This is a genomic window from Amycolatopsis sp. WAC 04169 (assembly GCF_003947535.1).
GTDB lineage: Bacteria > Actinomycetota > Actinomycetes > Mycobacteriales > Pseudonocardiaceae > Amycolatopsis > Amycolatopsis keratiniphila.
Map to the genome: position 1 here is coordinate 149323 of NZ_QHJI01000001.1, position 14423 is coordinate 163745.

Annotated in this window: 14 protein-coding genes; 6 read left to right on the forward strand and 8 right to left on the reverse strand. The window is 69.3% G+C overall.

What is annotated here, in order from left to right; translation table 11 throughout:
* Positions 1–75 precede the first annotated feature (75 nt).
* The 4 genes from DMC61_RS00755 (at position 76) to DMC61_RS00770 (ending at position 3642) form a co-directional block, all read left to right on the forward strand.
* A complete protein-coding gene (locus DMC61_RS00755) occupies positions 76–945 on the forward strand; it encodes a LacI family DNA-binding transcriptional regulator (RefSeq protein ID WP_199749863.1) in 870 nt (289 codons plus the stop codon).
* Between the two features lie 47 nt (positions 946–992).
* The gene (locus DMC61_RS00760) at positions 993–1526 is read left to right on the forward strand and encodes a GNAT family N-acetyltransferase (protein ID WP_063275364.1); all 534 of its coding nucleotides are present in this window, start codon (positions 993–995) and stop codon (positions 1524–1526) included.
* 749 nt (positions 1527–2275) lie between these two features.
* Entirely contained in the window at positions 2276–2530 is a 255-nt protein-coding gene (locus DMC61_RS00765; protein WP_125686028.1) for a hypothetical protein, read from the forward strand.
* Entirely contained in the window at positions 2530–3642 is a 1113-nt protein-coding gene (locus tag DMC61_RS00770; RefSeq protein WP_125686030.1) for a hypothetical protein, read from the forward strand. Before DMC61_RS00765 ends, DMC61_RS00770 begins: the two co-directional genes overlap by 1 nt.
* Positions 3643–3790: 148 nt before the next feature.
* Here DMC61_RS00770 and DMC61_RS00775 read toward each other — a convergent pair whose 3' ends face one another.
* Positions 3791–4807, reverse strand: coding sequence for a glycoside hydrolase family 76 protein (locus DMC61_RS00775; RefSeq protein ID WP_125686031.1), 1017 nt, complete (start codon positions 4805–4807; stop codon positions 3791–3793).
* Between the two features lie 73 nt (positions 4808–4880).
* Here DMC61_RS00775 and DMC61_RS00780 point away from each other — a divergent pair, with 73 nt between their 5' ends.
* On the forward strand, positions 4881–7016 hold the full coding sequence (locus DMC61_RS00780) for a molybdopterin oxidoreductase family protein (RefSeq protein ID WP_125686033.1): 2136 nt from the start codon (positions 4881–4883) through the stop codon (positions 7014–7016).
* Positions 7017–7086: 70 nt separating this feature from the next.
* Here DMC61_RS00780 and DMC61_RS00785 read toward each other — a convergent pair whose 3' ends face one another.
* The 6 genes from DMC61_RS00785 to DMC61_RS00810 form a co-directional block, all read right to left on the reverse strand.
* On the reverse strand, positions 7087–7740 hold the full coding sequence (locus DMC61_RS00785; protein ID WP_125686035.1) for a TrmH family RNA methyltransferase: 654 nt from the start codon (positions 7738–7740) through the stop codon (positions 7087–7089).
* A gap of 14 nt (positions 7741–7754) precedes the next feature.
* Positions 7755–8147 (reverse strand): DUF2784 domain-containing protein, encoded by a 393-nt coding sequence (locus DMC61_RS00790; protein ID WP_016338129.1) that lies wholly within the window; start codon positions 8145–8147, stop codon positions 7755–7757.
* A 290-nt stretch (positions 8148–8437) separates the two neighbouring features.
* Positions 8438–9001 carry an orotate phosphoribosyltransferase gene (gene pyrE, locus DMC61_RS00795; protein ID WP_016338130.1) on the reverse strand — a complete coding sequence of 188 codons (564 nt, stop codon included), beginning with the start codon at positions 8999–9001 and terminating at the stop codon, positions 8438–8440.
* 46 nt (positions 9002–9047) lie between these two features.
* On the reverse strand, positions 9048–11582 hold the full coding sequence (locus tag DMC61_RS00800) for an ABC transporter permease (protein ID WP_125686037.1): 2535 nt from the start codon (positions 11580–11582) through the stop codon (positions 9048–9050).
* Positions 11582–12340, reverse strand: coding sequence for an ABC transporter ATP-binding protein (locus DMC61_RS00805; protein ID WP_125686039.1), 759 nt, complete (start codon positions 12338–12340; stop codon positions 11582–11584). Before DMC61_RS00805 ends, DMC61_RS00800 begins: the two co-directional genes overlap by 1 nt.
* Positions 12341–12411: 71 nt before the next feature.
* Positions 12412–12897, reverse strand: a complete 486-nt coding sequence (locus tag DMC61_RS00810; RefSeq protein ID WP_125686041.1) for a PepSY domain-containing protein — start codon at positions 12895–12897, stop codon at positions 12412–12414.
* 60 nt (positions 12898–12957) lie between these two features.
* On the opposite strand from DMC61_RS00810, the gene DMC61_RS00815 reads away from it, so the two are divergent.
* Positions 12958–13638 (forward strand): MgtC/SapB family protein, encoded by a 681-nt coding sequence (locus tag DMC61_RS00815; protein WP_125686043.1) that lies wholly within the window; start codon positions 12958–12960, stop codon positions 13636–13638.
* On the opposite strand, the gene DMC61_RS00820 is transcribed toward DMC61_RS00815, so the two are convergent.
* Positions 13635–14402 (reverse strand): SDR family oxidoreductase, encoded by a 768-nt coding sequence (locus tag DMC61_RS00820; RefSeq protein ID WP_125686044.1) that lies wholly within the window; start codon positions 14400–14402, stop codon positions 13635–13637. The genes DMC61_RS00815 and DMC61_RS00820 overlap by 4 nt on opposite strands.
* Positions 14403–14423: the final 21 nt, after the last annotated feature.

The following is a 14423-nucleotide window of genomic DNA, read 5'->3' on the forward strand; positions in this document are numbered from 1 at the left end:
ACTTTCCGGTCTCGCCGCCGAGTGACGCTCCGTCAGCCGTTACCGTCATTCAAGCTCGGATGAAGGCGTGGAGCGATGACCGCATTGTCCCCGGCGTTACCCCTGTGGGAGGACACCCCTGTCACCCACCGGTTCGGGGTGGCCATGGCGATGCACGCGAACCCGTATTCGGGTGAACTCGTCCGCGCCATCCGCCGCGCCGCGCGCCGTCACGGCTGCGAGATCACCCTCGCCGACACCGGCGACAGCGTCGCCGAAGAAGCCGCGGTCATCCGCGCGCTGCGGGCGGACCGCGTCGACGGTGTCCTGCTCGTCCCGGCGGCCGGCGACGAAGCGGTGATCAACGGGCTGGTCCGGATGGGCGTGCCGACCGTGCTCGTCGACCGGATGGCCGGCCGCAACGACGTCGACCAGGTCGGCTCCGAGAACATCCAGGCCGTGTGCGCGCTCGTGCGGCACCTCGCGGGGCTGCGGCACCGCAAGATCGGCTTCATCTCCGGCGAAGAGGACGTGACCACCTACGAGGAGCGGGCGCTGGGCTACCGGCTCGGCCTCGGCCGCTCCGGCCTGCGGTGGACGTCGCAGCTCGTGGCGTGCGGGCGGTCGACCCCCGGCGGGGCGGCGGCCGCGACCGCGAAACTGCTCGACAGCTGGCCGTCGCCGACCGCGCTCGTGGTGGCGAGCGAGGCGATGATGATCGGCGTCCAGTACGAGGTCCACCGGCTCGGCATCCGCATCGGGCGCGATCTGGCGATCGTCGGCTACGGCGACATGGAGTGGGCCGGGCAGGTGACCCCGGCGGTCACCACGATGGCTCAGCCGATCGAGGAGATCGGGCGCAAGGCCGTCGAACTCCTGCTGGCCCGGATCACCGACCCTGAGCGACGGCCCGAATCCGTACGGCTCGCACCGCGCTTCATCCACCGGCAGTCGTGCGGCTGCTGAATCACAACTCGCTGGTGAGAAGCCCGCCGCCGGGTGATGATGGCGGAATGACCGACCTGTGGACCGTGCACACCGCCGACCTCGAAGCAGGCGTGCTGAGGGCGGCACGCGCTCTGCTGGACGACGCTTTCGACGGCGATTTCAGTGATCACGACTGGGAAAACGCCCTCGGCGGCATGCACACGCTGGTATGGGAGAGCGGCGAACTGATCGGGCACGCGTCCCTGGTCCAGCGGCGGCTCGTGCACGACGGACGGGTCCTCCGCACGGGTTATATCGAGGCGGTCGCCGTCCGGTCGGATCACCGGCGGCGCGGGCACGGCGACGCGATGATGGACGCGCTGGAGCGGGTCCTGAGGAAGGCGTACGACCTCGGGGCGCTTTCGGCGTCCGACGAGGCGCTGGAGTTCTACGCGTCGCGGGGCTGGCTGCTGTGGCGCGGGACTTCGTCGGCCATGACGCCTTCGGGCATCGAGGCGACGAAGGAGGACGACGGGTCGATCCATGTGCTGCCGGTGGGGGTCACGCTGGATCTGGACGGGGAGATCACCTGCGACTGGCGCTCCGGCGACGTCTGGTGACCCGCGTTTAGTCCTCTAAATGCGGTGTTCCGGGGTGAGCGACACCTCGCGAATGCCCATGAAGGACAGCCTGTCATCTTCACAGTAGGCCAGCCTGTGAGGGACGGCGGCAGGCAGCCGTGCGTGCGGTAGCCGGCAGCGCTCGCCACTACGCGAAACCCCGGAGGGAGTCCCTCCGGGGTTCGGTTGGATGGCACCGCGCCAACGGTGATCCATCGCTACCCTTGGCTCGAGCCACAGCATTAGTTCGTGCCCAGGGGTACCGACCCTTCCGGACCGGTGAACACGAGTTTACCCCTTGGCGGGGGGTGAGCTCCGGGGAACGAGGACGGTTTTGGACAGCAGTTCACCTTGTCCAAAATCGACCGTGACGGCGCTCAACCTGGGTAAATACGACATCAGGCTGTCCTAAGCAGCGAGTTCGCCCGCCGCCGTGACAGCGTTTCACTCTTCCTCGTCTCATGGTCTTGGACACTGGGGGACTCACCAAGTAAGGCCGGTGAGACGCCGGTTTTGGACAGGAGTTCGAGGATCTATCGCACCTTCTTCTCGCCGTGATCTTCTTGCCAGGCATACGATGGGCCTGCCCTCACGAGGCGTGCCGCACGGCAGCGTGAGGGTTGTTCCGTAATTGGTGCGCCAACACCAGAGCGGAACAGGCTGAGATCACGAAGTCTCGAGCCACAGCACTGTCTGCCTAGCCGCCCACGGCACGCCGGGCGGCCCACATATCGCTCAGGGAGTTTCTCGTGACGTTGTCGTCTGTGCCGGGCGTGCCCGGCACTGCTGTTCCATCCCGGCCGCCGGCGCACAGCGTCACGTGGCCGCAGGTCACCATGACCCTCGGCGTGCTGTTCTTCACTGGATGGATGCTCACCCGCGGCTACGAGTGGTACCTGGCGCTTCTGATCGCCAGCTGCGCCGTCGTGGTCGGCAGCAGCCTGATCTATCTCCCACGCGGCCTCATGCGCCTCGCCCGAGCGATCGACAGGCCTGATCAGTAATGGGGAAGCTCGATCACCAGCGGCCCGCCTTCGAAATGGTTTCCGTCTCGCGGCCACGACCCTCCAGCCCGCAACGGGACCTGTTGCAGCAGGCGAAACAGCTGATCGAAAAGGACGACCGGCTGAGCTGGCTCAAGCGCAGGCCGGCTGATCAGGCTCTCGACGTCGCGACGATTTTCGTCCTGGCGGAGCGGACCGAGTTCGCGATGGACTTCGACGTGATCCTGGAGATCACACAGATAGCGCACCGGATCGGTGTCGACGACGGCGACCGGCGCGAGGGCGCTGGGGTTCTCGACGCGGTGGAACTACTGGTCGAGAACCCCGACGACGTGTCCAAGGTTGTCCAGCTGGCTATGAGTCGTGCTCGGCTCGGTCATGGGCAAATCGCGGCGAGGACCGGTATCAACCGCTCCCAGGTGTACAACCTCAGCAAACAGGATGGGGCGCTTCCTCGTGAACCCGACCAGCTGCTGAAGTGCTTGCACGCCTGCAAGATGCCGACGATTCAGATCGATTTGGTGATCATGCAGTGGCGGCTGCTGCGGGAACGTCGACGGCGTGGGCTGTCACTGGAGCTACCTCGTTCCCCGATTCCGGCTCAGCGGCACGAGTCGTTCCCGCCGGTCGTGCAGATCGGCGAGGATCGGGGCGCGGCGGAAGACCAGCCCGCGGAGCAGGAAGGCAGAGCGGACAACCCGCCGAGCGGTTTCCCGGAGCTTCCGCTGGTGGGCGTGCCGGTTGGCGCACCGGGGTCCTCACGGGCACGGCAACTGGCGCTTCGTCTCAAGGAAGGCGTCCGGGGCCGAATCATGATGATCGCCATGCTGGTCATTTTGATCCTCATGCTGTTCCTGCTCGCCGCTGACGACTTGCTTCCCAGCGATACCATGGCCGCCCTACCGGTCTTCTCCATGGTGATCGCAGGCGGCAGCCTGGTCTCGACCTATGTCGTCATCCGCACCATGCGGCAGGAACGCGACGATCAGGCTGGAGCTGGGCGAGCTCGACGGTCGAGTCTTTCCGAAATGGAGTTGGGCACCGACTACGACGATCAGAAGGTGGCCGTCCGCTCCACCGACGGCGTCTACATGCCTCGTTTGGCGGGCTAGCCCACCCAGGCCGATCTTGACGAGTGGCCCCGTTGGCGACGTAGAGGCTCGGTGTGCTCTTCACGCCGGGCCTCTACGTTCGCCATCCTGGCCCGCGTTTAGTCCTCTGAATGCTGTACTTGCACACGCAACTACCGCATTTAGAGGACTAAATGCGGTGTTCCAGGGTGGCCGCGGCTTCGAGCAGCATCCACGCGCTCACCTGGACGGACAGGTCGCGTTCGGGCGCGTCGGCGGCGAGGGGCAGCGAAGGCGCGGGAGTCGCCCAGTCGGCACTGAAGAGCGGCCCGTGCGGCGTCTCGGTGGCACCCGCCCAGCACGCGTCGGCCGACCGGATGACCAGGTCACGCGCCACCCCGCTCGGCAGCAGCGGCGCCGCGAGCGCCAGGTACCGGGCGAGGATCCCACCGAAGAGGCCGCCGTCGCCGCCTTCCTGACCGCGGATCACCCCGTTCGGCGCGACATGTTCCGCGACCGCGTGGATCGCGCGCTCCACTCTGTCCATTTCGGACAGTTCGAGACAAGCGCCGAGATAAACCCCTTGGCAGTAGGTGAAAATATGCTTCACCAGTTCGCCGCTGCCGATGCGCAGGCCGTCCCACACCAGGCCGGTTTCCGGGTCGACGAGCCGTTCGGTCATCCAGTCGGTCAACCCGCGAGCGTGCTGCGTGGAGCCTTCGCGGGCGTGGAAGATCGCGGCCGGGCCGTTCGCGGGCGCGTTCTTGAAGTCGTCGCCGACGCGCCACCAGATCCCGCCGCCCGCGTCGTCGGTCCAGCCTTCGCGCAGCCGCGAACTGATCGCCTCCAGCCCACCGCGGACGTCCAGCCCGAGATGCCCCACGCGTTGCAGCGCGAGGCCGAGCCAGGCGATGTCGTCGTAGTAGTCGTTGATCCACTTGCCGAAGTTGCGCAGCCGCACGGACACCACGAACCGGTCGATCAGCTTCAGCCGATCCGGCGACGGCTCCCGCAGCTGGGCGTCGACGAGGGTCTCCAGAAGATGTGCCTGCCACCAGTAGTTCCAGTGCCAGTGGACGCGCTGCCCCGTCGAGGGCGGCCACCCGCTGCGGCCCAGCACGGTCCCCGGCAGCCCCCACACGCGGCGCAGATGCCGGTCGCGGATCGCGCGTTCAGCGGTCGCGGCCCGGTCGGCGAGAGCAGTCATCGGGCCATCATCCCTTGCCCGCTGACATACCGCTCAGTATGTTGGGATGATTCCCGGACCCGCGAGGTGCTTCATGACCACGGCGCACGTGACCTGCCCGCTCTGCGAAGCGACCTGCGGTCTGGAGGTGACGATCGACGAGAAGAGCCTGGTCACCCGGGTTCGAGGCGACAGCGAGGACGTCTTTTCGAAGGGCTACATCTGCCCGAAGGGTGCTTCGCTCGGCGCGCTGCATCACGACCCGGACAGGCTGACCGCGCCCTTGGTCAAACGGGACGGCGAGTTCGTCGAGGTCACCTGGGACGAGGCGTTCGCCGAAATCGACCGGCGGCTGCGGCCGATCATCGACGAGCACGGCAGGAACGCCGTCGCCGTCTACTCCGGCAACCCGACGGTGCACAACGCGGCGCTGGTGCTCTACGGCCGCGTGTTCTTCAAAGCCTTGGGCACCAGGAACTTCTACACCGCGACCACGGTCGACCAGATGCCGAAGCACTTCTCCTCCGGCTACCTCTTCGGCGATCCGCAGGCCATCCCCGTCGCCGACCTCGACCGCACCGAACACCTGCTGATCCTGGGCGCGAACCCGTTGGTGTCCAACGGAAGCCTGATGACCGCCCCGGACACCCGCGGGAAGCTGCGCGGGATCCAGCGGCGCGGCGGCAAGATCGTCGTCCTCGACCCGCGCCGCACCCGGACCGCGCAGCTCGCCGACGAGCACCACGCGATCCGGCCCGGCACCGACGCGTTGTTCCTGTTCGCGCTGGTCAACGTCCTGTTCGCGGAGAATCGGGTCACGCCGGGCGAGCACGTCGCCGGCGTCGACGAGGTGCGCGCGCTCGCGGAGCCCTTCACGCCGGAAGCGGTCGCGCCCGCGACCGGGATCGACGCCGCCGAGATCCGCCGTATCGCGCTCGAACTCGCGGACGCCGAACGCGCCGCGGTGTACGGCCGGATGGGCACCACGACCCAGGCGTACGGCACCATCGCGAGCTGGCTGGTCGACGTCCTCAACACGCTCACCGGCAACCTCGATCGCGAAGGCGGCGTGATGTTCCCGCTGCCCGCCCTGTGGCGGCCGCGCCGGTCCTCGCCGTTCACCAGCGGCCGCTGGACGAGCCGGGTGCGCGGGTATCCCGAGGTGCTCGGCGAACTGCCGGTGGCCACGCTCGCGGACGAGATCGAGACGCCCGGCGAAGGCCAGGTGCGGGCGCTGGTGACCATCAGCGGCAACCCGGCGCTGAGCACGCCGAACTCCGCGCGGCTCACGGAAGCGTTGCGGCAGCTGGACTTCATGGTCTCCCTCGACGTGTACCTCAACGAGACCACGCGGCACGCCGACGTCATCCTGCCCGGCCCGTCGCCGATGGAGCGGCCGCATTACGACGTCGCGCTGTACGCGCTCGCCGTGCGCAACGTCGCGAACTGGACGCCGCAGACGCTCGAAACGGATATGCCGCAGGAGTGGGTGACCCTGCTGCGGCTCGCCGGGATCGCCGCCGGCCAGGGCCCGGACGTCGACGTCGCCGCCTTCGACACGATGGTCGCGGGCGAAACGGCACGGCGCACCGGCGTCGACCTCTCGCTCGCCGAAGGCCGCACGGGACCCGCGCGGATGATCGACCTGATGCTGCGCGGCGGACCGTACGGGCTGAGCCTGGCGGACCTCGAAGCCGCCCCGCACGGCATCGACCTCGGCGCGCTGAAGCCCCGGCTGCCCGAGGCGCTCGCCACCGCGAACGGGAAGGTCGAGCTGGCCCCGGAGGCGATCACGAAGGATGTGCCGCGGCTGCGCGCGGAGCTGGACAAGGCGCCGGACGGTGGGCTGCTGCTGATCGGGCGACGGCATCTGAGCTCGAACAACTCGTGGATGCACAACCTGACGCCGCTGGTGCGCGGCGGGAACCGGTGCACCGTCCAGGTGCACCCGGACGACGCCTCCCGGCTGGGGCTGACCGACGGCGGGCTCGCGTCGGTGACGTCGCGGGCGGGCAAGCTCGAAGCGCCGGTGGAGGTCACGGCCGACGTCCGGCCCGGCGTGGTGAGCATGCCGCACGGCTGGGGGCACGACCTCGACGGAACGCGGACGAAAGTCGCCACCGCGCACGCCGGGGTCAACTCGAACCTGGTCGCGGACGAGACCCTGCTCGACGTGCCGTCCGGGAACGCCGTCCTGAACGGGATCCCGGTGGAGGTGGCCCCCGTCTAGCCACGTTTCGTCCTCTGAATGCGGTCCTTGCGCGTGCAATTACCGCATTCAGAGGACGAAACGCGGGGGGTCACCAGGCTTGGGCGAGATCGGCGTGCTGCCGGACCCAGGCGTGCATGACGATCCCGGCGGCGACGCCGGCGTTGATCGAGCGGGTCGTGCCGAACTGCGCGATCGAAACGACCAGCGACGCCGTCTTCTGCGCCTCGGCCGACAACCCGGGCCCCTCCTGGCCGAACAGCAGGACACACTCGCGCGGCAGTTCGGCGGTCTCGACGGGCTGCGAACCGGGCGTGTTGTCGACAGCGACCACGGCGAGCCCTTCCGTCGCGGCGAAGGTCAGCAGGCCTTTGACGTCCTCGTGGTGGAGAAGGTGCTGGTAGCGGTCGGTCACCATGGCGCCGCGCCGGTTCCAGCGCCGACGGCCGACGATGTGCACCGCCGCCGCGGCGAACGCGTTCGCCGTCCGGACCACGGTGCCGATGTTGTGGTCGTGCTGGAAGTTCTCGATCGCCACGTGGAACGGATGCCGACGGCTGTCCACATCGGACACGATGGCTTCGCGCCGCCAGTAGCGGTACGGGTCGACGACGTTGCGGCGATCACCGTGGGCCAGGAGTTCGGGGTCGTAGCGCTCGTCCGCGGGCCATTCGCCCTCCCACGGGCCGACGCCGACCTCTTCCCGCGCCACCCATTCGGTGGGCCCGGCCTCGTTCTCAGTCACCCGGTGATTGTCACTCAGCCCATGCTGACGCGGTGCGCCGGTGCGTCCCCGTCGTGGTGGCGGTGACGCCAGCGCTGGTACGCGCCGATGTAGGAGATGATCACCGTCGCCATCGCGATCACGACGACCACCGGCAGTGACGAACGCGGGAACACGGTGTCGTAGAGGTAGTAGGCGTTGAAGCCGCCGGGCAGGTCGCCGAGGCCCTGCTGGTGCCGGAAGTAGTTCTCGGCCGCCGTCAGCGGGCAGGGCCACGGGAAGACGTTGACGAGGACACCCCATGCGGCGAAGAACACATGCACGAAGATCACCTTCGGCCACCGCCACGCCAGGAAACCGCCGAATCCGATGAACAACAGCGCGAAAATGTGCACCGCGACTGTCACGTTCGCCAGGAAACCCGCCACCTCAAGCCCCCTTTCACACCCCTACCAGCGACGTTACCCCTCTCGTATTGAGAAACGCTCACGAAAAACGGGGCATCCTCCGTTCGCACAGAGGATGCCCCGTTCGGGAGGCTTTACTCACGACAGTGGGCGGAGCTGAAAGACGTGCCCGAAAAGCGACCGAACACGTGAACCCGCCCGGCCGAAGGCCCCGCTATCGCGGTGGCAGGGCGCCCGCCCCGCCGTCGAGGTGAAAGACCGGACAGCGCCCTGCCGACGTCGATCGCGGACGCGGGTTCACCACCAGGTAATCAGGACAGACCGAGATCGTCCTTGTTCAGAATGTAACGGTATTCGAGGCCTTCCTTCTCGATGGCCTCGCGCGCTCCGGTGTCCCGATCGACGACCGTCGCGACGCCGACCACGTTCGCGCCGGCCTCGCGCAGCGCCTCGACGGCGGTGAGGACGCTGCCGCCGGTGGTCGAGGTGTCCTCGACGGCCAGCACCCGCTGCCCCAGCACCTCGACGCCTTCGATCCGGCGCTGCATGCCGTGTTCCTTGACGGCCTTACGGACGACGAACGCGTCGAGCACGACACCGTCGGTCGCCGCGGAGTGCAGCATCGCCAGCGCCACCGGGTCCGCGCCGAGGGTCAGGCCGCCGGCGGCGACGTAATCCCAGTCGTGCGTGAGCTGCCGGAGCAGCTTCCCGATGAGCGGCGCGGCCGCGTGATGCAGCGTCGCCCGCCGGAGGTCGATGTAGTAGTCGGCTTCCTTGCCGGAGGACAAGGTCACCTTGCCGTGTACGACGGCGAGTTCGCCGACCAGTCTCGCCAGTTCGAGTTTCGCCGCTTGATCAACACCGGGGTACGCCACGGCCGAGAGTCTTACACACGGCCCGCCGGGCCCTTCGACGGTAGCTCTAGTCATTGCCGGACGTCGCCGCGTCGACGGCCTGGCCGCGAGTCGCCGCCCAGGCCGGGACCAGGGTGGCCGCCAGCGCGAGCGCCGCGGCGAGCCCGATGATGGTCAGGTAGATCAGCGGCGAGCCCATCGGCAGCAGCGAATCGGCCGCCACCAGGCAGAACGGGACGATCGCGCCCGCCGAGACGACGGTGCCGAGCACGATCCCGACCAGCGCGACGAGCCCGCCTTCGAAGCCGGCCATCCGCAGCACCTGTGCCCTCGTCGAGCCGGTGAGCCGCTGGAGGCCGAACTCGCGGCGCCGCCGCACGGTCGCCATCACGAGCGTGTTGGCGACCGAAATCACCGTGTAGGCGATGATCATCCCGACCAGCAGGTAGTTCACCCACGCGCCGACGGCCTGATCCTTGTCGTGCGCCGCGACGAGCGCCGCCCGGTCGCCGACGGTCACCGGAAGCCCGGCCGTCGCCTCGCGGAGCCGCTCGGTGAGCACCGCCGGATCGATGTCCGGGGCGGCGCGGACCAGCATCTGCGGCGCGAGTCCCGCGGTGGTGTGCGGGGCCAGGAGATCGGCCGGGAGCAGCAGGCTTTCGAAGCCGGGGCGCTGGCCGGTCACCGCGACGACCTTGACGTCGACGGGGGCGCCGTCGCCGAGCCGCAGGCTGAGCGTGTCGCCGAGGCCTCGGCCGAAGTCCTTCGCGAAGACCTCGGGGAGTGCGACGGTCCGGCCGGTCAGGGCCGTCAGGTCGCCCTGGGTCACCTTGGTGTCGGTGGTGGCGGTCGCGCCGGAAGCGGTGAGGCCGATCGCCGGTCGTCCCTCGTCGGACGAGTCGTACGGCTTCTCGAGGAACACGCTGCTGGTGACGTACTCGGACGCACCGGCGACGCCGGGCACACTCTGGATCCGCTGGACGAGGTCCGGCGAGAGCCCGCCCGCGACGGAACCGATCACGGCGTCCGCCCGGACGTCTTCGGTGAAGGCCTGGTTCGCCAGCTCCTGCTGGGTGGTCTGCAGGTAGATGTTCGCGGTCGCGATGCCGACGGCGAGCATGATCGGGGTGACCGCGCCCGCCGCCCGGACGATCCCGGCGCGGGTGTTGAGCACGGCGAGCCGGGCGTCGATGCCGCCGAGCAGGCGCATCGGCCACTGCAGGATCGCCGTCATCCACTTGGCGACGCCGGGCGTGATCATCGCGACGCCGATCGCCCACAGGATCACCGCGGGGCCGGCGGTACTGGCCGCGATCGGTCCGGTCATCACCGCGACGGTCACGATGGCCAGCGCGGTGCCGCCGCCGAAGGAGAGCGCGGCGACGATGAAACGCGTCGGGGTCAGCCAGCGGCGGGTGACCGCGGCTTCGGCGAGCGCCTCGGTCGGCCGGATCTTCCCGGCGCGTCGGCCCGCGACGAAGGCGGCGATGAACACCGCGAGCATCGCGGCACCCGCGCCGACGACGGCGGGCAGCCAGCCCTGGTAGAACCGCAGCACCGAAGGCACCACACCGTTCTCGACGAGCTGCCCGAACAGCCATTCACCGAGGATCGGTCCCAACAAGGCGGCGAGCGCCGTGGCGAGCAGGCCGACGGCCAGCGCTTCGCCGAGCACCATGCGCCGCAGCTGACGCGGGGTCGTGCCGATCGCCCGCATCAACGCGAGTTCACGCGAACGCTGCTGGGTGGACAGGCTCAGCGTGCTGGCGACGACGAACATCGCGACCATCACCGAAAGCCCACCGGACACCGCGGCGATGACGATCAGGTTGGTCCCGCTCGTATCGGCCTCGGGGAACTCCGCGACACCGCGGTCGATCCCGGTCAGTACGTTCGCCCCGGTCGCGGCCTCGGCGACCTTCGCCTGCACCGCTTCGATGTCGGCGCCGGGATCGGTGAAGACACCGATGACGTCGGCCTTGCCGGGATGCCCGGAGAGCCGGGCGGCGTCGGCGGCGGAGAAGAACACGGCGGCCTGCGTGATCGAACGCGGCGCACCGGCCACTCCGGCCACGCGGAACGATTCGGTCTTGCCGCGCGCGGCGACCTGCACGACGTCACCGGGCTTCGCACCCGATGAGGACTCGACGACGACCTCGCCAGCGACCGGCGCGGCACCCGCGACGAGCGCGTACGGGGTCAGGACGGCGGAGTCCCAAGCGTGCCCGAGCGCGGGCTTCCCGCCCGCCGCGAGCGGGAAGCTCACTTCGCCGACGACGTCCGAGACGCCGGGGACGGACCGCAGCCGGGACACCAGTCCGCTGTCGAGCCGGACGCGCTCGGGAAGCCGCGCGTCCTCGAACTTGCGCTTGTCGTCCGGCTCCAGGGTTTCCGGATCTTTCTTGGGCAGGTCGAAGGTCTGGCCGCCGGTGACGAGGATCGGGGCGGCCGCGAGCCGCTGCGGTTCGGCGTTGCCGCGGATCCCGGTCTCCATCAGGCCACCGCAGGAGGCGACGATCAGCGCGCCGAAGAAGACGGCGATGAAGGTGCCGATGAAACCGCCCTTGCGCAGGCGCAAGGTCCGGAAGGCGAGTCGCAGCATCACGCACCCGCCCTGGCCGGGCTGCCCCAGGCACCCAGGTGGGTCATGCGCTCGGCGACGACGTCCGCGGTCGGCGCGTGCAGTTCGTCCGCGATCCGGCCGTCGGCGAGGAAGATGACCCGGTCCGCGTAGGAGGCGGCCATCGGGTCGTGGGTCACCATGATCACCGTCTGGCCGGTCGTGCGGACCGACGCGCGCAGCAGGTCGAGGACCTCGGCCGCGGTGCGGGTGTCGAGCGCGCCGGTCGGCTCGTCGGCGAAGACCACCGCGGGCCGGGTGACCAGCGCCCGCGCGATCGCCACGCGCTGGGCCTGCCCGCCGGACAGTTCACCGGGAAGGTGCTTGCGGCGGCCGGAAAGCCCGACGCGGGCCAGCATCTCCTCGACGACGCGTCGATCCGGCTTGGCACCGGCGAGCTGCTGCGGGAGCGTGACGTTCTGCTCGACGGTCAGCGCCGGAAGCAGGTTGAAGGCCTGGAAGATGAAGCCCACCCGGTCGCGGCGCAGCTTCGTCAGCTTCGTCTCGCTCATCCCGGCCAGCTCCTGCCCGTCGAGTACGACGGATCCCGACGTCGGCCGGTCCAGCCCGGCCGCGCAGTGCAGGAAGGTGCTCTTGCCCGAGCCCGAAGGGCCCATCACGGCGGTGAAGCCGCCGCGCGGGAACGCGAGCGTCACCCCGTCCAGTGCGACGACGCCCTTGCCGTATTCCTTGCGGACGCCGTCGAGCCGGACCGCGTCTCCGTTCCACCCAGGGTTCATGGTGAAAACCCTAGGAATCCCAGGTCGGAAGCACCCTGGGGCGAGCGTGCGTCTCCTTGGTAGGGCGGGCCCTACCTGACCGCGCCGGTCTTGGCGTCCACGTCGAGGTCGTGCTGGGTCCCCTTGCCGTCGCGCAACCCGACCTGCCAGACGAGGGCTCCGTCGGTGGCGCGGTCGATCTCCATCTCGTCGAGCTCGCCCGGCTGCCGTTGCTGCGCGGTCTGCAACGCCTTGACCGCGTCGACGTCCGCCTGCGCGATCTTCGCCAGGTCGTCGCTCGGCTTCGCGGTCTGCTGGTCTCCGAGGACCTGACCGCCGTCACGGCTCACGCGGATCTTGTGTTCCTGCCCGGCGGACGCGACCTTGATCTCCCAGCCGTCGTTCGCGGGCTCCACGTCGAACACCCGCCCGCCGGGCACGGCGGCCGCCGCGGCCTGGATCGCTTTCACCGGCTGCGCTTCCGGCCCCGGCCCCGGAGCCGCGGTCCCCGGCGGTGGCTCGGTGGAGCAGGCGGCCAGCGTCAGCGCGGCCGCGATGACGAGAAGTGATGACTTCATGATCCACGCGTACCCGCCCGGCGCGAGCTCGAACCCTCACCGGGCCGATGGCACTGTGGGGTGATGGTCTCGAACGGACAGGGCTGGCTCCAGATCGGTGAGCTGACGACGGCGTTCGCGCTTTCGGCGGCGATCGGGCTGGAGCGGCAGATCAGGGGCAAGAGCGCCGGGCTGCGGACCCAGACCATCGTGGGCACGGCGTCCGCGCTGATCCTTTTGGTCAGTAAGTACGGTTTCGGCGACATCCTCGCGACCGGGCAGGTCGTCCTCGACCCCTCGCGAATCGCGGCGCAGATCGTCTCCGGTGTCGGATTCCTCGGCGCCGGGCTGATCATCACCAGGCAGGGCGCGATCCGGGGACTCACCACGGCCGCCGCGGTCTGGGAGACCGCGGCCATCGGCATGGCGGCGGGTGCCGGGTTGCTGCTGCTGGCGGTCGTCGTGACGGCCATGCATTTCGTGGTGGTACTCGGTTTCACCTGGCTGACCAAGCATCTACCGGGCGGCACGGGCACGACCAGACTGCGCGTGAGCTACGCGGACGGGAAGGGTGTCCTGCGCGATCTGCTGGCGCTCTGCACGAGCCATCGATGGTCGATCACGTCCTTGCGGATCACCGACGACTGCGACGGCGAAGTGACCGTCTCGCTCGACCTCACCGGCCCCGATCACGCCGCGGCGCCGACCGTGCTCGCCGCGACCGAAGGCGTGCGATCCATCGAAACCGCCGACGACGACTAGGTTCGGCCCTTGCCGCCGAAGCCGCCGCCGAGTTTGCGCAGCACCGCCCTCGGCAACAATCCGCCGACCGCGACGAGGACCTTGTACTGCAGGCTCGGCACCGAGATCACCTTGCCGCGGCGCAGGTCCGCGAGCGCCTCGTCCACGACCTGGTCGACGCCGAGCCAGAACGCCTTCGGTCCGGGCTTGTCCAGCCCCGCCCGCTCATGGAACTCCGTGGTGGTGAACCCGGGGCACAACGCCATCATGCGGATGTTCTTCGGCAGCGAAGCGGCGATGCCCTCGGTGAACGAGGTGACCCAGTTCTTGCTGGCGGTGTACGTCGAGCCGCGGCCGCTGAAGAAGCCGGCGACCGAGCTGACGTTGATGATCGCGCCCTCGCCGCGCTCGATCATGCCCGGCAGCGCGGCACGGGTCAGGCGCAGGACGGCCGTGACGTTGACGTCGAGCTGACGTTGCAGCGCGTCCGGCGGAATGGTCCAGAAATCACCGTTGAGGCCGAAGCCCGCGTTGTTCACCAGCAGGTCGACCGGCTCGGCTTCCAGGCGCGCCTCGACCAGCGCCCGTCCGTCCACTTCGGACAGATCGGCGGGCAGGACGACCACGTCGACACCGTGTGCATCGACCAGTTCCGCCGCGAAGCCCTCCAGCCGGTCGACGTCGCGGGCGACGAGCACGAGGTCGTATCCCTCGGCGGCGAGCCGGCGCGCGAACTGCGCGCCGATGCCGGCGGTGGCACCGGTGATCAGGGCGGTCTGTGTCATGCCGCCGAACCTACTCCTCGG